The sequence below is a fragment of the Micromonospora sp. NPDC005171 genome (assembly GCF_040608575.1).
Classification (GTDB): Bacteria; Actinomycetota; Actinomycetes; order Mycobacteriales; family Micromonosporaceae; genus Micromonospora.
In genome coordinates, this window is record NZ_JBEXIM010000020.1 from 46,931 (window position 1) to 66,896 (window position 19,966).

Sequence of the window (19,966 nt, forward strand, 5' to 3'; positions counted from 1 at the left end):
CCCGGATGTCGGAACAAAGCCGGCCGGTGACGGGTTGGCTGACCGTGTGATCACCGTACCGTTGTCTGTTCTTGATCTTGCTCCGGTCGCCAAGGGCACCACCGCTGGCGCGGCATTGCAGGCCACCACCGAGCTGGCCCGTCGCACCGAGGAGTTGGGCTACCACCGTTTCTGGGTGGCCGAGCACCACAACATGCCGGCGATCGCCAGCTCCGCCCCCGCGGTGCTGCTGGCGCACCTGGCCGCGAACACCTCGACGATCCGGCTGGGGTCGGGCGGGGTGATGTTGCCCAACCACGCGCCGCTGGTGGTGGCCGAACAGTTCGGCACCCTGGAGGCGCTGCACCCCGGTCGGATCGACCTGGGCATCGGGCGGGCGCCGGGCACCGACCAGGTGACCGCGCTGGCGTTGCGGCGCACCATGGAGGGCCTGTCGGCCGAGGGTTTCCCGCGCGAGCTGACGGACCTGATGAACTACTTCAGCGGGGAGAAGCCGGGGCAGATCATCGCCACCCCGGGTCGCGGTGAGCAGCCGGCCGTGTGGCTGTTGGGCTCCAGCGGCTTCAGCGCCCAGCTCGCCGGCCTGCTCGGTCTGCCGTTCTCGTTCGCGCACCACTTCAGCTCGCAGAACACCCTGCCGGCGTTGGCCCTGTACCGGCAGAACTTCCGGCCGTCGCAGTGGCTGGACAAGCCGTACGCGATGGTGGCGGTCAACGCGGTGTGCGCGGAGACCGACGAGCGGGCCGAGTGGCTGGCCGGGCCGAGCGCCCTGTCGTTCCTGAAGTTGCGCTCCGGGCGACCGGAGCCGCTGTCGACGCCGGACGAGGCGGCGGCGTACCCGTACTCCGAGATCGAGCGGGAGTTCGTCGTGGCGCGCCGCGACGGTCAGGCGATGGGCTCGCCGGAGACGGTGCGTCGGCAGCTGACCGAGCTGGTGGAGCGCACCGGCGCGGACGAGCTGATGCTGACCACCCTGGTGTACGACGTGCAGGACCGGGTGCGGTCGTACGAGTTGATCGCCGAGCAGGTGGCGGGCGGTCTGCGCCGGAGCGCGTGAAACACGATCTTCACGTCAGCGTCACCCCGCCGACCCGGACGGTGCCTAATGTTGGTGCCGGTGGTGGTACGGCATTCCCGGTCGGGACGGGTTGGGAATGCCGCGGTGTGGCGCACCGGGCCGGAGCTGAGCGGATTCCGCGGCTGCGGCCCGGTGCCTGCCACCCTAGGCGACCCCACTCGGGACCGCCAGGGGTTGCATCAACGTAGGTGGATGTCCGGCGTTGGCGGGGTGCCCATTCCGTTGCCGATGAAGAACCCCGGGTGCGGCGGTTGGTTGTAAGCGGTGTTCTGCCACGCGATCGCCACCCGATACTGCGGATCGTGCATCAGGGTGTAGATCCGGGTGCTGGTCGGGGTGGGTGTGCTGTAGATGCGCAACGCCCGACTGTCGGTGGTCCGCCAGATCACCTCCTCACGCCAGTCGCCCAGGATGTCGCCGGAGAGCGCCGGCGTGGACTTGGTGCCGTTGTTGGACGCCACGCCGCTGCCGTCGAGCAGCCGGGTCTCACCGCCGGTGCCGTACTTGTCGATCTTTGTGCCGTCGAGCAGTTCCCGCACCGGGTCGCCGTCCCACCAGGCCAGAAAGTTGGCCGAGGACGGCTTGCGGCCCACGTTCTGCCCCCTGGTGTTCGCCAGTCCGGCGACCGCTGACGACCACGACTCCGCGCCAGGACTGCCCGCCCAGATGTCCGCGGAGACACCCCGGCCGTTGTCGCCGGACGCCGGCGTGGACCAGAGGACCTGACCGGTACGGGCGTCGGCAAAGTAGGAGCTGGGCTTACTGGCATCCTCGTCGACCTTGAACACCTCCAGTCCGGCGCGGCCCGGGTCGAGGTCCCCGACGTGCAGGGCGTCCCCGTGGCCGTTGCCCGTCGAGTGGAGCAGCCGGCCGTTGTCGTCGATGGTGGCGGCCCCGTACACGATCTCCTGACGGCCGTCGGCGTCGACGTCGGCCACCGAGAGTTGGTGGTTGCCCTGACCGGCGGCGGCGCCGTTGCCCGAGGAGTTCGAGTCGAACGTCCAGCGCCTGGTCAGGGTGCCGTTGCGGAAGTCCCAGGCCGCGATCACCGCGCGGGTGTAGTAACCCCGGGCCATGATCAGCGAGGGACGCTGCCCGTCCAGGTACGCGGTGCCGGCGAGGAACCGGTCCACCCGGTTGCCGTACGAGTCACCCCAGGACGACACGGTGCCGCGCGGCGGGTCGTAGCTGACGGTGGACAGCACCGCGCCGTTCTGACCGTTGAACATGGTCAGGTACTCCGGGCCGGACAGCACGTAGCCACTGGAGTTGCGGTAGTCAGCCGACGACGAGCCGATGAGCTGACCGGTGCCGGAGCGGGTGCCGTCGGCGGTCTTCATGGCCACCTCGGCGCGGCCGTCGCCGTCGTAGTCGTACACCTGGAACTGGGTGTAGTGGGCGCCGGCCCGGATGTTGCGGCCCAGGTCGACCCGCCACAACCTGGTGCCGGTGAGGGTGTACGCGTCGACGTAGACGTTGCCGGTGTAGCCGGACTGGGAGTTGTCCTTGGCGTTCGACGGTTCCCACTTGAGCACGATCTCGTAGCTGCCGTCGCCGTTGAGATCGCCGACGGAGGCGTCACTGGCGCTGTACGAGTAGCTCTCACCACTCGGGGTGCTGCCCCCGGCCGGGACCTGCAACGGCACGTCCAGGTAGCCCGCGCCGAACTGCAACGCCGGCGCCGACGCCGCCTGCTCGGCGCCGCCCACCACGGCCCGCACTGTGTACGCCGAGCCGGCCGCCGCGCCGCTGTCGAGGTAGTTGGTGGCGCCGGTGATCGGGCTGGCGTTGACCTTGGTCGCCCCCCGGTAGAGGTTGAACGCCACCCCGGAGGTCTCGGTGCCGAGCAGCCGCCAGGAGACCAGGTTGCCGCTGCCGGAGCGGACGCTGATCAGCCCTCGGTCCAGGTTCTCCATCTGCACCACCCCGGTCGCCGGCGGAGGCGTGGTCGGGGGCGGCGTGGTGGGTGGCGGTGTGGTGGGGGGCGGTGTGGTGGGGGGCGGAGTGGTCGGCTCGTCGGTGGGTGGGGCGCCGGTGCAGGTGGTGCCGTTGAGGGCGAAGCTGCTCGGCACCGGGTTGCTGCCGGTCCACGACCCGTTGAACCCGAACGAGGCGTTGCCGTTCGTGGCGATGGCGACGTTGTGGTCGACGTTGCGCGCTGTCACTTGGGCGCCGGACTGGGTGACGGCGGTGTTCCACGCCTGGGTGACCTGCTGGCCCGCGGCGTACGACCAGGTGAGGGCCCAGCCGTTGACCGGGTCGCCGAGGTTGGTGACGGTGACGTTGGCGCCGAAGCCGCCCTGCCACTGGTTGGTGATCTGATAGTCGACCCGGCAGCCGACGGCGGCGGCCGAGGCGACGACCGTGCCGAGGGTGCCGGCCACGACGGTGGCCGCCGTGGTGGCGGCGAGCAGGATCAGCCGATGTCTGGACGGGTGCATGCACTGCCTCCGGGATCCGGTGATGATCGCTGCGGTCCACCGGCCCTGCCCGGGAAGCACAGTGGACCTACCCCACCGCGACGGCGGAGGACGGCGATCTGATCGGGGTGAAACGCCCTGGAACTCACGGATCCGACTCACCGCGCATCGTAAGGCAAGCGCTTTCCGGCGCGCAACATCGACCATCATCGTTCTGCTGCGGGTGCCGCAGCCGCCAAGGTCACGCTCGAACCAGGATGTAGTGGTTACGAAGCGCGGGGATGCCACTACATCCACGATCGAGCGCGATCTTGGTGACTCAACCTTGGCCATCACAGCGTTCGGCCAGGGACGGGGCCGCGGGCGGGAAGGGAACCAACCGAGGTCGGGGCGGGGCCGGGGTGGGGCGGCGTTCAGCGTCGGGCAGGCGTACCAGTTGCGGCGAGGTCGGCCGGGACCTCGCTGGCAGCAGAAGCGGTGAGAGCGGCAGCAGCGGGCGCGCCGGCAGCGGTGGTTGTGGCGGCGGCGGAAGCGCTCACGGCCTCGGCGCGGGCGCGGCGGGTACGACGTAGGGCGCGCACGGCCAGCACCAGGGCGGCCAGCCAGCCGGCGGCCAGCAGGGCGTACAGGGCGGGGCGGGTCGGTCCGTCCAGCTCGGCGGAACGGATCAGGGTGCGGGCGTTTGTCAGCACGATCACGCCACCGACTGCCGCGCCGAGCAGTTGGGCGGGCACGATTCGCACCAGCCAGGCGGCCAGCGGGGCGGCGATGAGCCCGCCGATGAGCAGCGCCGCGACGGTGGGGAGCAGGAATCCCTCAGTGCCCAACCCGATCAGGAAGCCGACGCTGGCCGCGCCGGCCACGACGAACTCGGCGGTGTCCACCGAGCCGATCACCTTGCGGGGTTCCATGCGGCCGGAGACCAGCAACGCCGGGGTGGCCACCGGGCCCCACCCGCCGCCGCCGGTCGCGTCGACGAAACCGGCAACCAGGCCCAGGGGGCCGAGGAACCGACCGCGTAGCCGCCCGCCGACCCGGTCGGTGCGCAGCGGCCGGGCGAAGCGGACCAGGAGGTACGCGCCGAGTGTGAAGAGAATGCCGGCCATCCACGGTGCGGCGGCCTCGGTGGAGATGCTGCTGAGCACTGTGGCGCCGGCGAAGGCGCCGATCGCGCCGGGCAGGGCGATGCGGGTGACCACTCGCCAGTCGACGTTGCCGAATCGCCAGTGCGCGACCCCGGCGGCGAGCGTGGTGCCGATCTCGGCCAGGTGCACCGAGGCCGAGGCGGCGGCCGGGGCGACCCCGGCGACCAGCAGCAGAGTGGACGAGGTCAATCCGTATGCCATGCCGAGCGAACCATCGATCAGTTGCGCGACGAGCCCGACCAGAGCGAGGACCAACAGCTTGCGCACGAGCGCCCCCAGACTTTTCGGCATCTCCTATCGACTTGGTCGACAATGCGGGATGGGCCAGCCGGGGTCAAGCCCCCGATCGGTGGATGGGACGCGGCCGGACGGCACGCCGCGTCAGCGCCCCGTTTGCCGCAAGGCCGGAACCCGAGCGGCGCGCAATCCAGGCGCACGAGTCAGCGCCCGGTGCCGCAAGGCTGAAACCGAGCGGCGCCCCAACCCAGGCGCACGGGGTCAGCGGGCAGGTGCTGCTAGGTAATCAACCGAGCCGGCATGAAGGCCGGGGCGCGCCGGCTCAGCGGCCGGTGAGGGGGCCGGAAGCCGAGCCGGCATGCAGACCCGGGCGAAGACGCCAGCGGCCAGGTGCCGTGGGGCCGGCAAGCGAACCGGCGCTCAGATCCAGGCGCGTGGGTCGGCGGCCAGCTCGGTGACCCGCGCGGGCAGGGTGCCCGCGGCCACGTCGGCGACGCTGACCAACTCCAGGATCTCCCGCTCGCTCGCCCGCAGCGCGATCCAGACCTCCTGGAGGGCGTACGCCGGGCCGTGGTAGCCGAGCTGCTCGGGGCGCTGCCCGCGTACGTGGGCGAGGGGCCCGTCGATCACCCGGATGACCTCGGCGAGGGAGATCTCCTCGGCGGGGCGGGCCAGCCAGTAGCCGCCCTCCGGGCCGCGCTGGGCGTGCACGATGCCGCCCCGACGCAACTGGAGAAGGATGCTTTCCAGGAACTTCGGCGGGATCTCCTGGGCGCGGGCGATCTGGTCGGCCGTGACCGGCCGACCGCGCCCGGGGCCGCTGGCCGTCGCGGCAAGCTCGGCGGCCGCACGGAGGGCATAGTCGACCCGGGCGGAGAGGCGCATGTCGGCAAGGTTAGTCGCTGGTCAACCGGGCGGGCGGCCGACCCTCGGCCGATCGGCTGCGCATCGATGGAAAGTTACGCCGCCGTCGCCCGTCCGGGCCGCCGGCAGGGACCGGTGAAGTAGGTCATGATCCACGGCACGGTGGCGGCCGAAATGCCGGTCTGGAGCGTCCCTATGCTGGGCGTGAGTACGAATGTCTGGCCGTTTGCCCGGCCGCCAGCAACATATTGATAAACACCCGGGTTGCGTTCCGGGGGGGGGAAGGCAACACGATGACCGATATCGCCACCCGCACCTGGGATGGCATGACCATCCCGGTGGCCGGCACCTATCTTCTCGATCAGGCGCACAAGCGGATCGGTTTCCTGTCCCGGCACATGATGGTGAGCCCGGTACGCGGCGAGTTCGCCGAGGCCACCGCACAGATCTTCGTGGCGGAGGACCCGCTGCTCTCCTCGGTGACGGCCACCATCATGTCGGCCAGCATCACCACCGGGAGCGTCGACCGGGACACGCATCTGAAGAGTGCCGACTTCCTCGACGTGGAGCGTTTTCCCACCCTTGAATATCGAAGCACCGGCATCAAATGGCAGGGCAACGAGGACCCCATATTCCAGTGGGCGCGTCTGCGCAACCATCGGTTGGGCGGACGAGGCCGGAGTCACATTGTTCCGCCGAAGTCCGACGGTATTCCCGGGCGATTCGTCCTCACCGGTGAGCTGACCGTGAAAGGGATCACCCGGGCCGTCGACCTGGAGGTGAATTTCGGTGGCGCCCGTCAGGATCCGTACGGGCAGAACATCTTCGGTTTCAGCGCGACGGCCGAGATGAACCGTGAGGACTACAGCCTGCTCTGGAATGTCGTCCTGGAGAGCGGCGGGGTGCTGGTCGGCAAGACGGTGCAGATCGAGATCGCCGGGGAGGCCATCTACCAGGTTTGACCCACCTCATCCCCGCCAGCGGCCTGGCGGGGATGAGCGACAGCTGACTGGCTGGCGGGGATGAGCGACAGCTGACTGGCGGGATGGGCGACAGCGTCAGGCGCCGACGCGGCGCAGCAGACCTTCCTGGACGGCGCTGGCGATCTGCCGGCCGTCGGTGGTGAACATCCGGCCGGTGGCCAGCCCTCGCGCGCCGGACGCCGACGGGCTGAGGCAGTCGTAGAGGAACCACTCGTCGGCCCGGAACGGACGGTGGAACCAGAGCGCGTGGTCCAGGCTCGCGCCGACCAACCCACCCGGCCCCCACACCTCGCCGTGTGCGGAGAGCACCGAGTCCAGCAGGGTGAGGTCCGAGGCGTAGGTGAGCGCGCAGGCGTGCAACAGCGGGTCGTCGGGCAGTTTGCCGTCGATGCGCATCCAGACTCGCTGGTGCGGGTCGGCGGGCCGGTCGCCGGGGCGGACCCAGCCGGGCTCGCCCACGTAGCGCACGTCGATCGGTCGCGGGATCTGACCCCAGATGCCCAGCCGCTCCGGGTAGCGGGAGAGCCGGTCGGTCATCGTCGGCACGTCCTGCGGCGGGGGTACGTCCAGCGGGGCCGGGGCCTGGTGGTCCAGACCTTCCTCGGCCCGCTGGAACGACGCCGACATGAAGAAGATCGGCTTGCCGTGCTGGAGGGCGACCGACCGGCGGACCGAGAAGGATCGGCCGTCGCGGATGTTCTCCACCTCGTACGCGATCGGCTCGACCGGGTCGCCGGGGCGGACGAAGTAGCCGTGCAGCGAGTGCACGAACCGCTCCGGGTCGACGGTGCGGCCGGCGGCGACCAGGGCCTGACCGGCGACCTGGCCGCCGTACACCCGTTGTGGGCCGACCGGGGGGCTCATCCCCCGGAAGGTCATCTCCCCGGTCGGGTCGAGGTCCAGCACTTCCAGCAGCTGGTCCACCGCCGCCTGGCCGACCGCGACCCGACCGTCGCTCACTGCAGCGCCCGCGCCGACGCGGCGTCGACGAGCGAACCGAGCTGGTGGACGCGCAGCGTGTTGGTCGAGCCGGGGGTGCCGGGCGGGCTGCCCGCCACGATCACCACGTAGTCGCCGGGGTTGGCCCGGTCGAGGCCGAGCAGCGCCTGGTCGACCTGGCGGAACATGTCGTCGGTGTGCTGCACGAACGGCATCAGGAAGGTCTCCACGCCCCAGGTGAGGGCGAGCTGGTCGCGCACCTCGGGGACCGGTGTGAAGGCCAGCAGCGGCAGGTCGCAGTGCAGGCGGGACAGCCGTCGCACGGTGTCCCCGGTCTGGGAGAACGCGACGAGCGCTTTGGCGTTGATGGCCCGGGCGATCGACGAGGCGGCGACGGTGAGGGCGCCACCGTGGGTACGCGGGTCGTGCTGCAACCGCGGCACCCCGATCGAACCGGCCTCGGTGGTCGTCACGATCTTGGCCATGGTGCTGACGGTGAGCACCGGGTACTTGCCGACGCTGGTCTCGCCGGAGAGCATCACCGCGTCCGCGCCGTCGAGCACCGCGTTGGCGACGTCGGACGCCTCCGCGCGGGTGGGGCGGGAATTTTCGATCATGGAATCGAGCATCTGGGTGGCCACGATGACGGGCTTGGCGTTCTCCCGGCACAGCTGCACGGCACGCTTCTGCACCAGCGGGACCTCGTCCAGCGGCATCTCGACACCGAGGTCACCACGGGCGACCATGACACCGTCGAAGGCCAGCACGATGGCCTCCAGGTGCTCCACCGCCTCCGGCTTCTCGACCTTGGCGAGCACCGGGCGGAACACGCCCTCCTCGGCCATGATCCCGTGCACGAGCTTGATGTCCTCGGCCGAGCGGACGAAGGAGAGCGCCACCAGGTCGACACCGAGACCCAGGGAGAAACGCAGGTCCTCGGCGTCCTTGTCCGACATGGCGGGCACGCTGACCGCCACGTTGGGCAGCGACACGCCCTTGTTGTTGGAGACCGGGCCGCCCTCGGTGACGAGGCAGCGGATGTCGTTGCCGGTGACGTCGGTGACCTCGACGGCGACCCGACCGTCGTCGATCAGCAGCCGGTCACCGGGCTTCACCTCCTGCGGCAGCTTGCGGTAGGTGCAGGAGACCCGCTCCTTGCTGCCGATGATGTCGTCACCGGTGATGACGACCGAGTCACCGGTGCGCCACTCGTGGGGGCCGTCGGCGAACCGACCGAGCCGGATCTTGGGACCTTGCAGGTCGGCGAGAATGGCGACCGGCTTACCCGCTGCCTCGGACGCCTCCCGGACCAGTCGGTAGACCGCCTCGTGGTCGGCGTGGCTGCCGTGGCTGAAGTTGAGCCTCGCCACGTTCATGCCGGCCTCGACAAGACCCCGGATGCGCTCCGGGGACGAGGTGGCGGGACCCAGAGTGCAGACGATCTTTACGCGGCGTGTCACGCCCATCAGGCTAGTCTCTCCTTCAGGTCGGACTCGGGGCCGACCCCTTGCAGGCAGCGGAACAGGTGTCCAACGACGCGCGGTGCGCGTCGGGCCGGCGGGCGGAACCGCACCGGGAACGTTGTGGCGACGGGCATCAGCGACCGCGCGCCGGGAATCGTACGCCTCCGTTGGCGTGCGTTGTCGGGGTGCTCCCGGCGGCGGCCCACTCCGAGTGCCCCGACGGCGGTCGGCGGCGGCTCATTCCGGGGGTCCCGAGGGCGGCAGGGTGGGCACCGCGTGGAGCAGGTCGCGGGGGTCGTAGCGGCGCTTGGCGTGGCGCAGCCGCGCCCAGTTCGCGCCATAGGCGAGCCGGACCCGGTCGGTCTCCTCCGGGGCGAGCAGGTTGGGGTAACCACCGGGCAGGGCCTGCGGGGCGAGCGCCGCCGAGGTCCGCTCGGCCCACTCGCGGTGCGGGCCGGCCTGGTCGCCGGGCGCCCACACCGCGATGATCTCGGCCATCAGGTGGTCGGTGCGCAGCCCGAACGCCGTGTCGGCGGGTCGGACCCGGGTGGCCGCGCCGTGGAAGTGGTGCACTGCCAGGGCGGAGAACGGCGAGGTGACCTGCCGGGCCGCGTCGACGAGCGTGTCAACGGTGCCGTCGGTGAGCGCGGGCAACCACCGGGTCCGCAGCAGGTAGTGGTTGCCGTCGACCATTCCGCCGTCGAACATCCGCAGCGCGTCCGCGTAGGGCATCGGGCCGATCTGGTCGACGAGCGGGGTGCCCAGCGCCCGCAGCCGGTCCATCCACGGCGCCCCGGCGGCCAGGTCCGGGCCGCTGTAGAACGGGCAGATGAAGATCACCGGCTCGTCGGCCGGGCCGGGCAGGAAGCCGGCCATCACGGTCAGCTCGTCCGGGGCCTCGGCGACAAGCGCGCCGTAGCCGCGCAGCACGGCCGGCGCCTCGGACAGCGCAAACATGATCATGCCGGCCAGGACGCCGGGCAGCCGGTGCGCGCGGAAGCGCAGCTCGGTGACGATGCCGAGGTTCCCACCGCCGCCGCGCAGCGCCCAGTACAGCTCGGCGTCGTGCCGAGGGTCGGCGGTGACCCGGCGGCCGTCGGCGAGAACCACCTCCGCGCCGAGCAGACTGTCCAGGGAGAGACCGAACCCACCGCAGAGCGGACCGTACCCGCCGGCGAGGGTGAGCCCGGCCATCCCCACGGCACCGACCACGCCGGTGGGGACCACCAGGTCGTACGGGCGGGCGGCGGCGAGCAGCTCGGCCGCCGTGGTGCCACCGCCGATGGTCACCGTGGCGTTGTCCGGGTCGACCTCGACGGCGTGCAGCCCGGTCAGGTCGAGCACCAGAGCCCCGTCGCGCAGCGCCCGGCCGGCCCAGTCGTGCCCTCCGGAGCGGACCGAGACGGGCAGGTGACATCGGGCGGCGACGCGGACCGACTCGGCCACCTCGTCGGCGTCCCGGCACTGGGCGACCAGCGCGGGCGTGCGCGCCACAGCGCCGTTCCAGAGCCGGGTGGTGGTGGCGTAACCGGGATCGCCCGGCTCGTGCAGCCGGTTGCCGAGCAGGGCACGCAGTCGGGCGGCGGCCGACGCGACATCGGGGGTGGCGGCGGAGATCATGGCGACTCCTCGACCGGGGCCGACCCACGACACCGGGTACGCCCCGGCGGCGGCCCGCGCTGGGCGCGACCGTAGCACCGGCAGGCGGGCGAGCGCCGTCGTCATCACGACAGCCAGCACTGGACCGGCGGCTCAGCTCCCCGCCTTGACCAGCGGGAACTCCAGGGAACCGGCCGGGCAGAGGAAGGTCAGCACCTCCACCCGGTAGAGCCCGGCCTGCACCGCCGGGTCGGCCTCCAGCACGCTGCGGACGTCGTCGACGCTGCCGGTGCGGGCCAGCCCGAAGCCGATCGGCGGATCGGGCTCGCGCGCCGGCCCGTCCACTGAACCGGCGACCAGGATGATGCCGCGTCGCTGCAACGCCTGCATGTGTTCGGCGTGCTCGGCCTGCAACCGCTGCACGGTCTCAGCGGGCAGGGCCCGCCCGGCCGCGCCGGGATAGATCACGATGCACTCGTACGTGTCGAGCGCGAAGTTGACCTGCGGCACTCCCATGGGTGCTCCCTCCGCCGTCGCGCCGGAACGCACCGGCTCCGGCCAGCGTCGCACGGACTTCCCGGTCGTACCGGGCGCTTCCCGGCAACTCGGGTCGGCGCGCCGACGGGTGTCCGCGCCCACAGTCGGCCGACCAGCGGCATGGCGGCGGGGTTCCGGGGGATGATCCATCGGTGGCGGGTGGGCTCTTCACGCCCGCGCTGTCCGCGCCCGCCACGACGAGACGATTGGGGATCGGGCAATGGCGACAAATATCAGTGAGCAGCCCGCGAAGGCGTCCGGCACGTACCGGATCGGTGGCGACGTCACTGTCAACCGGCTCGGCTACGGGGCCATGCAGCTCACCGGCCCGGGTGTCTGGGGTGACCCGAAGGACCCGGCCGAGGCGGTTCGCGTGCTGCGCCGTGCGGTCGAGCTGGGCGTGACGTTCATCGACACCGCCGACTCGTACGGGCCGTTCGTGTCGGAGTTGCTGATCCGGGAGGCCCTGCACCCGTACGCCGACGACCTGGTGATCGCGACGAAGGGTGGGTTCACCCGGTCCGGGCCGGGCGACTGGCGGCCGCTGGGCCGCCCGGAGTACCTGCGCCAGCAGTGTGAGCTGAGCCTGCGTCACCTCGGCCTGGACAGCATCCCGCTGTACCAGCTGCACCGGATCGACCCGAAGGTGCCGCTCGCCGACCAGGTCGGTGAGCTGGCCCTGCTGCGCGAGGAAGGCAAGATCCAGCACATCGGGCTGTCCGAGGTGAGCGTCGCGCAGATCGAGGAGTCCCGGGCGATCACCACGATCGCGTCGGTGCAGAACCTGTACAACCTCGCCAACCGCAGCGCCGAGGACGTGCTGGAGTTCTGCGAGCGCAACGACCTCGCGTTCATCCCGTGGTTCCCGATCGCCACCGGTGAGCTGGCCCGACCGGGCGGCCCACTGGACGCCATCTCCACCGCGCACGGCGCGCCGCCCGCGCAGCTCGCGCTGGCCTGGCTGCTGCGCCGCTCGCCGGTGATGCTGCCGATCCCCGGCACGTCGTCGGTGGCGCACCTGGAGGAGAACGTGGGCGCGGCCGACGTGCGGCTCACCGACGACGAGTTCGAGGCGCTCGCCAAGGCGAGCTGACCCGCCGCTCCGGACGCCGTCGGGTCAGCCGGCGGCGTCCCGGACCGGCTTCTCCCGGACCGTCGGATCAGTCGGCGGCGTCCCGGACCGGCTTCTCCCGGACCGTCGGGTCAGTCGGCGGCGTCCGGACCGGGCTCCGGAGCGGGCTCCCGGGCGGCGCGTAGCGCCTCGGTCGCCTGGGCCAGCAGGCGAGCAGAGTCGGTCCGCCCGCTCACCTGCAACTCCACCTCGGCATCCCCGGTCTGGATCCGGATGCTGGCCTCGGTGCGCTGCTGGTCCACCCAGGACTGCAACAGGTTGAACAGCCCTGGAAGCAGCCCCTGGGCCAGCACCGCGATGATCACCGCGTCGCTGAACCCCGGTCGGCCCCCGCCGCCACCGGCCGCCCGGACCACCGGCCGGTACTCCGGGCGGCGGTGGATGAAGGTCAGCAGGTCGACCGACGAAGGCTGACGCTGCCGGGGGTTGATGGTCAGCCGGACGGGGAGCCGGGCTGCGGAGTCGCTGTCGGTCACGGTCTTCTCCCGGTCAGTTGGCGGCGGGACGGAAGGCGACGTTGTCCCCGTCGGCGGTGGCGATGCCCGCGACGGTGAACGTGTCCTCGTCCGTGAACGGTGAGCTGGTGCCGAAGTAGGTGGTGGTGCCGCTGACCTGCACCCTGCCCTCGGTCTCGGACGGGGTGGAGACCTGGGCGCTGGCCGGGCCGGTGAGTTCGACGGCGAGCTTCGGGTACTCCAGGATCTTCCAGGTGACCTTCTGCGTGGTGGAGCTGCCGTAGTAGCGGAACGGGCAGCCCGGCGGGGCGGCGACGGTCTGCTTGGCGCACTCGTCCAACCAGACGCGTACCCGGGCCTCGACGGCCTCGATCGCTGCCGGCTTGAGCACCGGCGCCAGTTGCAGGGTGGCGGCGGTCTCCCCCGGGCCGACCAGCACGGTCGCGCCCGGCGTCTCGCTGAGCGCACTGGCCGGGCCGGTCGCGGTGTAGCCGCCGGGCAACAGCACCAGCGGCGGGCCCTCGGTGGCGACCGGCAGCTCGACCCCGTTGAGCCGCACCCCGGGGTCGGCGATCGCGGCGTTGAGGGGAGTCGGCCCACCGCTCAACCGCCAGCCGTGGAACAGCCCGGCGGTGGTCTCGTCCTCACGGCGCAGGGTGAGAGTGGCGGTCGCCCGCACCTCACCGAGCCGGTACGCCACGGTGGCGGTGGCGCTGTCGCCGTCGCGCTCCAGCGAGCTGATCTCGACGTCGGTCGGTGGTTGGTAGCCCTTGCCGCGCAGCAGTTGGGCGAGCAGCTTGGTGTCGGCGCCGCTGCCCTGGTCGGTCAGGTAGCCGAGCGCGGCGTCGCTGTCCCGGTCGGCGAGCGCGGAGAAGTAGCCGTCGATCGCCGCCTGGGGGCGGAAGAACGCCCACTGCACCACGCCCAGCCCGCTGGTGCCGAGGCAGGCGGCCAGTGTGAGGGCGCCGACCAGCAGCCAGGTGCGGCGGGTGCCGACCGGGCCGGAGTTGTTGAACAACCCCTCGACGGTGACGGGCTGGCCCGCCCCGGCGGGCGCACCGGCCAGCGGCGCCCGCTCCAGCGCGTCGAGCCGCAGCTCGTGTGGTGGGTGGGTGGCGCAGACCGCCTCGTCCCAGCCGCTGCGGCCGGTCTCGAAGGACAGTCGCCGTTCCAGGATGCGCCGCAGCCCGTCGACGTGTCCGGTGAGCACGGCGCCGAGGTCGGCCCGGTACTCGGCCGCCCGCACGTCGCGGGCGTGCAGCGGCAGCACCACGTACCGCATGGTGAGCAGCACCGGCCAGAAGAACACGAAGACCACGAAGTTGGTGGCCGGGTGCGGGAACGTCCGCATCAGCCAGGTCGGCAGGGCGTGCGCGAGGGTCAGCGGCAGGCCGACGCCGCGGACGAAGGCGCTGGTGATCTCGTCCCCGGTGCGCCAGTGCACCAGCTCGTGGCTGAGCAGCGCTGCCACCTCGTCGTCCGGTTCGGTCAGCACGCCGGTGGTCACCACCACGTGCCGGGCGTACGTGCGGGCGTTGCTCAGGACCGGGTCGTCCTCCATCAGCAGTCGGGGCACGCTGGGCAGGCCGAGCCGTCGGGCGCACTCGTCGAGCACCGGGCGCAGCCGCGCGTACTCGCGGCGGCTGGGTTGGCGGGCACCCGAGACGACCAGCAGGCGTGGTTCGAGCAGCACCCGGTAGAGCGTGTAGAGGACCCCGATCAGCGCCGCCGCGATGACCGTGCCGATCAGGCCGGTGAGCAGCGCGAAGGGCTCGTCGGCGACGCCCAGCCAGGGCAGCGCCAGCACGACGAGGAAGCCGACCAGGAAGCCGATGACGAAGCCGGCCACGCCGCCGAGCACCCCGCCGGAGCGGGTCAGGAACGCCTCGATCAGGGAGCCGATCAGCGGAGCGTCGCGCAGCGCCTGGGGCACCTGGTCGTCGGCGCCGGACCCGATGGCGAAGAGCCCGACGACGGCGAACGTGAGACCGCCCCAGAACGCCAGGAGCAGCGCGACCGGCAGGTAGAACCAGGTGGCGAGGAACGCGCCGAGCACGCCGCGCCAGTCCCGCAGGATCCCGGCGCGCAGCCAGACCAGCGCGCTGGGGTAGCCCGGTGGACGGTCGGCGAACCCACCGGTGGGCGGCAGGGTGCCATCCGACGGCGGTTGGGCGGCCCGGACGTCGAGCTGCGGCACGGTCGGCGGGGTGTTCTCCGGCGGCACGGTGGGCGGCTCGGTCATGAGCGCTGCTCCTTCTCGGAGGATGGCGTCCACTGTCGGGAATGGACAGCCGGAGCAGGTTATCGAGGGCACTTGATGTCTGCCACATCGTTTCGCCGGATCGTCGTGCACCCGACACTCACCGTCGGGGATCGGGCGCGGCGGCCCCCTCCGGGACCGCCGCACCCGAGCGGGTCAGAGCGCGAGGCAGTTGGGTCGCACCGGGCCGTCGACCAGGGCGCCGCGCACGATGGTGTACGCCGTGCCGTCGAGCACCAGGCCAAGGTGCCCCACCACCCGCAGCGGGCAGTACGCCTGGATCAGCACGTTCGTCGCGCCGTCGTTGACGGCGGCGTTCCCGGTCGGTCGGACCAACTCGTCCTGCAGGGTGCGGATGGTGGTGTAGCGCACCGCGCCCGGGGTGTCGTCGCCGGCGTTCAGGTCGGCGAGGAACGCCGACCCGATGGTCATCTGCTGGCAGGCCACCACGCCGGCGCAGCTGCCCAGACCCAGGAACGCCACGATGTTGGCGACGTACGTGCCGTACTGCGGTGTGCCGAGGCTGACGTACCGGCCGACGGTGGCGGTGCCGCCGAGCCGCTTGAGGTAGTACCGGCTGACCAGGCCCCCTTCGGAGTGGGCGACGACGTCCACCGTCACCGCGCCGGTGCTGGCGCGTACCTGGTTGACGTAGCTGGCGAACGCGCGGGCCGAGGTGGGGATGTCACCGAGACCCAGCCCGGGTAGCTGGTAGATGAAGGTGCGGTAGCCGTCGGCGCGCAGACGGGCGGCGATCGGCTCGTACGCGACGGCGACGCCGCTGAGCCCGCCGACCACGATGACGGGGTTTGCCGCCGCGGCGGCGAAGGATGTGGGCGCGGCGGTGGCCGGGGCGGGATCCGCGGGCGCGGCGGTCGCCGTGGCGCCGGACGCGAGCAGCGCGGCGGTGGCGAGGGCCAGGACGAGGGCGGTCTTTCGGAGCAGCATGGCTGCACCTCCGGGGGGAGGCACCCGGCGAACCGGGCAGGTGGGTGGGGGTGTCCGGTCGACCGTGCGACGATCATGCCCGCAACAATTTAGAAACGTCAATGATTTGTTACGCGCCGGTAACCCGTTGTTCCGGCGGAGGCGTAAACGGTCATACCGTCACGCTCCATATCGGACACCGACGGTGACTGGCATGCTGTGGCCGTGGCTGTCGACGAACCCACCGAGCGCGAGCTGCGGGTGATGCCGTGGTGGCTGGTCCTGATCGGCCTGCTTGCCGCCGTCGCCCTCGGCTGGCTGGTGCTGGATCTGCTGCTCACCGAGGCCGACCGGGCCAGCCAACCGGACACCCGCGCCACGCTGCGCATCGACGCGATCCGCACCGGCCTGACCGTCGTCGCCGGCACCGGCGGCGGGCTCGCGCTGCTGCTCGCCGCCCGCCGCCAGTGGATCGCCGAACGCGCGCAGCGCCACCAGGAGAGCGTCGCCGCCCGGGACCAGGTGCACCGGGACCGGGTGCAGGCGCACGCCGAGGCGGTGGCCGAGGCCGCACAGCGCCACCAGGACCGGCAGTCCGGGTCCGCCGAGCACGACGCGGCGGAGCGTCGACTGACCGAGCTCTACACCAGGGCGGTCGAGTTGCTCGGCAACGCCAGCGCGGCGGTACGCCTCGGCGGCCTGCACGCGTTGGAGCGCCTCGGTCAGGACAATCCGGGGCAGCGCCCGACGATCGCGGCGGTGCTCTGCGCGTACCTGCGAATGCCGGCGCCCGACGGCGAGCCGCGCGAGACGGAGGTCCGGCGCAGCGCGCAGCGCGTGCTCACCCGGCACCTGCGCGCGGACGACGCGGCCTACTGGCCCGAGTTGACCCTCGACCTGGCCGGCGCCGCGCTTGTCGACTTCGACGCCGCAGGCTGCACGCTCGTCGACGCGAACTTCACCGAGGCGGTGTTCACCGGTACGACCACCTTCGCGGGCGCGACGGCGCGGGGGCGCCTGCTGCTCGATGCGGCGGCCTTCGACCACGTGGTCTTCGAGGGCCTCGTGGCCGACGGCGAGGTCGTTCTCGACTGCGTTCGCGTCGGCGGTCCGGCCAGCTTCGACGGCGCCGCCTTCGCCGACGGTCTGTCCTGTCGGCGTGCCAGCTTCGCCGGCCCGACCTCATTTCGCCGGGTGACCTTCGGTCAGCCGACCAGCTTCGACGCGACCCGCTTCGAGGACGCCGCCACGTTCCGGGAGGCCGTCTTCGACGGCGCCCTGTCGATGGAGCACACCGAGTTCGGCCGGTCGGCCGACTTTCACTCCGTTCGTTTCACGAACATGGCGTTGTTCCGCTGGACGGTGTTCGGCGCGGAGGCGCTGTTCGACCGGGCACGCTTCGTCGACGCCGCGAACTTCGGTCGGGCCCGGTTCCACGGCATGGCCAGCTTCCGCGACACACAGTTCAGCCGGCCACCCCAGGTCGAGCAGGCCCGGGCGGTGGCCGATCCTGGTCACCGCTGGCCGGCGGGCACGACGGCGGAACCCCTCGACGACGAGTGGCTGCTGCTGGTCGACCGCTGACCGGTCGGACGGGCATCAGCGCGACGAGGCCGGACGGGCGTCAGCGCGGCGTGGCGGGCGGGCGCAGGCCGTCCAGGGCCACGCCGAGCACCCGGTCGCGCTGCTGGGGTGACGGGAACTGGGCCATGGTGAGGCCGCTGATCAGCCGCACCACGTCGTCGAAGCCGATGTCGTTCCGGACCACACCGGCGTCCTGTGCCCGGCGCATCAGCGGCTCACCGGCGGAAAAGATCTCCGCCCGGCAGCTGGTGAAGATCTCGGAGTCGTGCAGCAACTGCTCGGCGAGCGCCCGCTTGGTGGCGACGTACGCGACGAAGCGGTGCAGCCAGGCGACCAGCGCGTCCCAGGGTGGCAGCTCGGCCAGACCTTCGGCGGAGTGGCACAGCGCGCGGACCTCCTCGACGTAGACGGCCTCGAACAGGTGCCGACGGGTCGGGAAGTTGCGGTAGAGCGTGCCGATGCCCACGCCGGCCCGGCGGGCCACGTCCTCCAGGGAGGCGGCGGCGCCGTTCTCGGCGAACGCCTCGCGCGCCGCCGCGATCAGGGCGTCGTAGTTACGCCGCGCGTCGGCCCGCTTGGGCCGCTGGGCGAAGACCTCGGGCGCCTGCCCCGCGCTGGTCATGACGTGCGTCACCTCACCCTGGTTGCATCCGGAGGCAACCCTCCGCTAGCTTAGTGGAGGCACCCCTCCGGAATCCCGGAGGCTCGCCTCCGGTTAGCTTACCTCGGGACCCGCCCGATCGCCGCCTGGCCACCCCGATCGCCCGGACCCGACAAACCACCCGTCCCAGACGACGGGCGACAAGCCTTCATTCCCGTACGTAATCAGGGAGTTTTGTCTCGTGGCAGTGACCTCCCGACGCGGCTCGCGTCGGCTCACCTTCACCGTGCTCGCGGCCGGCGCCGGGTTCTTCGCGATGCTCCAGTCGCTGATCACCCCGGTGCTGCCGACCATCCAGCAGGACCTGCACACCTCCCAGAACACAGTGACCTGGGTCCTGACCGCCTACCTGCTCAGCGCGTCGATCTTCACACCGATCCTCGGACGCGTCGGCGACATGGTCGGCAAGGAGCGGATGCTCGTCGTCTCGCTCGCCGCCCTCGCCCTCGGCTGCCTGCTGGCCGCCATCGCGCCGAACATCGGCGTCCTCATCCTCGCCCGGGTCGTCCAGGGCATCGGCGGAGCGGTCTTCCCGCTGTCGTTCGGCATCATCCGCGACGAGTTCCCCGCCGCGCGGGTCTCCACCGCCGTGGCCGCCATCTCGGCGATCGTCGCCGTCGGCGGTGGCCTGGGCATCGTGCTGGCCGGCCCGATCGTCAGCACGCTGGACTACCGCTGGCTGTTCTGGATCCCGATGATCGTGGTCGGGCTGACCGCCGTGGCCGCGCACCTGTTCGTGCCCGAGTCGCCGGTCCGCACCCCCGGCCGGATCGACTGGCGCGCCACACTGCTGCTCTCCGGCTGGCTGGTCGCGCTGCTCCTGCCGATCAGCCAGGGCGCCAGCTGGGGCTGGACCTCCACCCGGGTGCTCGGCCTGCTGGCGCTGGCCGTGGTGCTGCTGGTCGGCTGGCTGGTCACCGAACTGCGGTCGAGCAACCCGCTGATCGACATGCGGATGATGCGTCTGCCCGGCGTCTGGACCACCAACCTGGTCGCCCTGCTCTACGGCGCGTCGATGTTCTCCGTGTACGCGTTCCTCCCGCAGTTCCTGCAGACCCCGACCGCCGCCGGCTACGGCTTCGGCGCGAGCATCAGCCAGGCTGGTCTGCTCATGCTCCCGATGGTCAGCGCGATGTTCGTCGCCGGCGTCATCGCCGGGCGACTCCAGGCAGTCTTCAGCGCCAAGGCGCAGCTCGCCACCGGCGCCACGTTCAACGTGGCCGCCTCCGCGATGCTCGCCACCGCGCACGACACCCGCTGGGAGGTCGCCATCGCCGGTGGCCTGGTCGGCCTCGGCATCGGCCTGGCGTTCGCCTCGATGGCCAACCTGATCGTCGCCAGCGTGCCCGCCAGTCAGACCGGCGTGGCGACCGGCATGAACGCCAACATCCGCACCATCGGCGGCGCGATCGGCGCGGCCGTCGTCAGCGGCGTGATCACCGCGCACCCGCAGGCCAACGGCCTGCCCCGGGAGGCCGGCTTCACGATGGGGTTTCTCGTCCTCACGGCGATCGCCCTGGCCGCCGCGCTCGCGGCCCTCGCCGTCCCGTCCGCCCGGCGGGCGTCGGCCGGTCGCCGGCCGTCCGCCGCGACGATCGTCGAGTCCGAGCTAGCCGGCGAGTTCGCCACCATGCCAGCGACCCGCTGACCACGTCGCAGCCCGGGCGGTTCGCCGCCCGGGC

At 71.8% G+C, this 19,966-nt stretch carries 16 protein-coding genes; 5 read left to right on the forward strand and 11 right to left on the reverse strand.

The features are described 5' to 3' along the window. Positions 1–46 precede the first annotated feature (46 nt). A complete protein-coding gene (locus ABZU74_RS22135; RefSeq protein WP_238671665.1) occupies positions 47–1,057 on the forward strand; it encodes an LLM class flavin-dependent oxidoreductase in 1,011 nt (336 codons plus the stop codon). A gap of 200 nt (positions 1,058–1,257) precedes the next feature. Here the strand turns inward: ABZU74_RS22135 and ABZU74_RS22140 are convergent, their stop codons facing one another. The 3 genes from ABZU74_RS22140 to ABZU74_RS22150 all read right to left on the reverse strand — a co-directional run bounded on the left by ABZU74_RS22140 (position 1,258) and on the right by ABZU74_RS22150 (position 5,765). Then, positions 1,258–3,519 (reverse strand): cellulose binding domain-containing protein, encoded by a 2,262-nt coding sequence (locus ABZU74_RS22140; RefSeq protein WP_355426893.1) that lies wholly within the window; start codon positions 3,517–3,519, stop codon positions 1,258–1,260. Positions 3,520–3,911: 392 nt separating this feature from the next. Next, positions 3,912–4,910, reverse strand: a complete 999-nt coding sequence (locus tag ABZU74_RS22145) for a sulfite exporter TauE/SafE family protein (RefSeq protein ID WP_355427004.1) — start codon at positions 4,908–4,910, stop codon at positions 3,912–3,914. A gap of 390 nt (positions 4,911–5,300) precedes the next feature. Next, entirely contained in the window at positions 5,301–5,765 is a 465-nt protein-coding gene (locus tag ABZU74_RS22150; RefSeq protein ID WP_355426896.1) for an Rrf2 family transcriptional regulator, read from the reverse strand. Positions 5,766–6,037: 272 nt separating this feature from the next. Here ABZU74_RS22150 and ABZU74_RS22155 point away from each other — a divergent pair, with 272 nt between their 5' ends. Continuing rightward, on the forward strand, positions 6,038–6,706 hold the full coding sequence (locus ABZU74_RS22155; RefSeq protein ID WP_355426899.1) for a YceI family protein: 669 nt from the start codon (positions 6,038–6,040) through the stop codon (positions 6,704–6,706). A gap of 96 nt (positions 6,707–6,802) precedes the next feature. On the opposite strand, the gene ABZU74_RS22160 is transcribed toward ABZU74_RS22155, so the two are convergent. From ABZU74_RS22160 to ABZU74_RS22175, 4 genes are all read right to left on the reverse strand, one after another. Further along, positions 6,803–7,687, reverse strand: a complete 885-nt coding sequence (locus tag ABZU74_RS22160; protein WP_355426902.1) for an acyl-CoA thioesterase II — start codon at positions 7,685–7,687, stop codon at positions 6,803–6,805. Beyond that, a complete protein-coding gene (gene pyk, locus ABZU74_RS22165; RefSeq protein ID WP_355426905.1) occupies positions 7,684–9,132 on the reverse strand; it encodes a pyruvate kinase in 1,449 nt (482 codons plus the stop codon). Before pyk ends, ABZU74_RS22160 begins: the two co-directional genes overlap by 4 nt. A gap of 234 nt (positions 9,133–9,366) precedes the next feature. Next, the gene (locus ABZU74_RS22170; protein WP_355426908.1) at positions 9,367–10,749 is read right to left on the reverse strand and encodes an FAD-binding protein; all 1,383 of its coding nucleotides are present in this window, start codon (positions 10,747–10,749) and stop codon (positions 9,367–9,369) included. A 132-nt stretch (positions 10,750–10,881) separates the two neighbouring features. After that, positions 10,882–11,244, reverse strand: a complete 363-nt coding sequence (locus ABZU74_RS22175; RefSeq protein ID WP_355426911.1) for a YciI family protein — start codon at positions 11,242–11,244, stop codon at positions 10,882–10,884. Between the two features lie 241 nt (positions 11,245–11,485). Between ABZU74_RS22175 and ABZU74_RS22180 the strand changes: the two genes are divergently transcribed. Beyond that, complete coding sequence (locus ABZU74_RS22180) at positions 11,486–12,358, forward strand: aldo/keto reductase (protein WP_355426914.1); 873 nt, start codon at positions 11,486–11,488, stop codon at positions 12,356–12,358. 110 nt (positions 12,359–12,468) lie between these two features. On the opposite strand, the gene ABZU74_RS22185 is transcribed toward ABZU74_RS22180, so the two are convergent. The 3 genes from ABZU74_RS22185 to ABZU74_RS22195 all read right to left on the reverse strand — a co-directional run bounded on the left by ABZU74_RS22185 (position 12,469) and on the right by ABZU74_RS22195 (position 16,060). After that, positions 12,469–12,873, reverse strand: coding sequence for a hypothetical protein (locus ABZU74_RS22185; RefSeq protein WP_355426917.1), 405 nt, complete (start codon positions 12,871–12,873; stop codon positions 12,469–12,471). A 13-nt stretch (positions 12,874–12,886) separates the two neighbouring features. Further along, entirely contained in the window at positions 12,887–15,094 is a 2,208-nt protein-coding gene (locus ABZU74_RS22190) for a M48 family metalloprotease (RefSeq protein WP_355426920.1), read from the reverse strand. A gap of 174 nt (positions 15,095–15,268) precedes the next feature. After that, complete coding sequence (locus ABZU74_RS22195; RefSeq protein WP_355426923.1) at positions 15,269–16,060, reverse strand: alpha/beta fold hydrolase; 792 nt, start codon at positions 16,058–16,060, stop codon at positions 15,269–15,271. A gap of 204 nt (positions 16,061–16,264) precedes the next feature. Between ABZU74_RS22195 and ABZU74_RS22200 the strand changes: the two genes are divergently transcribed. Next, positions 16,265–17,623 (forward strand): pentapeptide repeat-containing protein, encoded by a 1,359-nt coding sequence (locus ABZU74_RS22200; protein WP_355426926.1) that lies wholly within the window; start codon positions 16,265–16,267, stop codon positions 17,621–17,623. Positions 17,624–17,663: 40 nt separating this feature from the next. Here the strand turns inward: ABZU74_RS22200 and ABZU74_RS22205 are convergent, their stop codons facing one another. Next, positions 17,664–18,245, reverse strand: a complete 582-nt coding sequence (locus ABZU74_RS22205) for a helix-turn-helix domain-containing protein (RefSeq protein ID WP_355426929.1) — start codon at positions 18,243–18,245, stop codon at positions 17,664–17,666. Between the two features lie 220 nt (positions 18,246–18,465). Here ABZU74_RS22205 and ABZU74_RS22210 point away from each other — a divergent pair, with 220 nt between their 5' ends. Then, positions 18,466–19,932: an MFS transporter gene (locus tag ABZU74_RS22210; RefSeq protein WP_355426932.1), complete on the forward strand. Its 1,467-nt coding sequence runs from the start codon at positions 18,466–18,468 to the stop codon at positions 19,930–19,932. The last annotated feature ends 34 nt before the right edge of the window (positions 19,933–19,966 follow it).

Bases quoted from the DNA above. Each gene is read 5' to 3' on its own strand.
- ABZU74_RS22140 (WP_355426893.1), bottom strand. From the start codon at position 3,519: ATGCACCCGTCCAGACATCGGCTGATCCTGCTCGCCGCCACCACGGCG.
- ABZU74_RS22150 (WP_355426896.1), bottom strand. From the start codon at position 5,765: ATGCGCCTCTCCGCCCGGGTCGACTATGCCCTCCGTGCGGCCGCCGAG.
- ABZU74_RS22155 (WP_355426899.1), top strand. From the start codon at position 6,038: ATGACCGATATCGCCACCCGCACCTGGGATGGCATGACCATCCCGGTG.
- pyk (WP_355426905.1), bottom strand. From the start codon at position 9,132: ATGGGCGTGACACGCCGCGTAAAGATCGTCTGCACTCTGGGTCCCGCC.
- ABZU74_RS22170 (WP_355426908.1), bottom strand. From the start codon at position 10,749: ATGATCTCCGCCGCCACCCCCGATGTCGCGTCGGCCGCCGCCCGACTG.
- ABZU74_RS22175 (WP_355426911.1), bottom strand. From the start codon at position 11,244: ATGGGAGTGCCGCAGGTCAACTTCGCGCTCGACACGTACGAGTGCATC.
- ABZU74_RS22180 (WP_355426914.1), top strand. From the start codon at position 11,486: ATGGCGACAAATATCAGTGAGCAGCCCGCGAAGGCGTCCGGCACGTAC.
- ABZU74_RS22190 (WP_355426920.1), bottom strand. From the start codon at position 15,094: ATGACCGAGCCGCCCACCGTGCCGCCGGAGAACACCCCGCCGACCGTG.
- ABZU74_RS22195 (WP_355426923.1), bottom strand. From the start codon at position 16,060: ATGCTGCTCCGAAAGACCGCCCTCGTCCTGGCCCTCGCCACCGCCGCG.
- ABZU74_RS22205 (WP_355426929.1), bottom strand. From the start codon at position 18,245: ATGACCAGCGCGGGGCAGGCGCCCGAGGTCTTCGCCCAGCGGCCCAAG.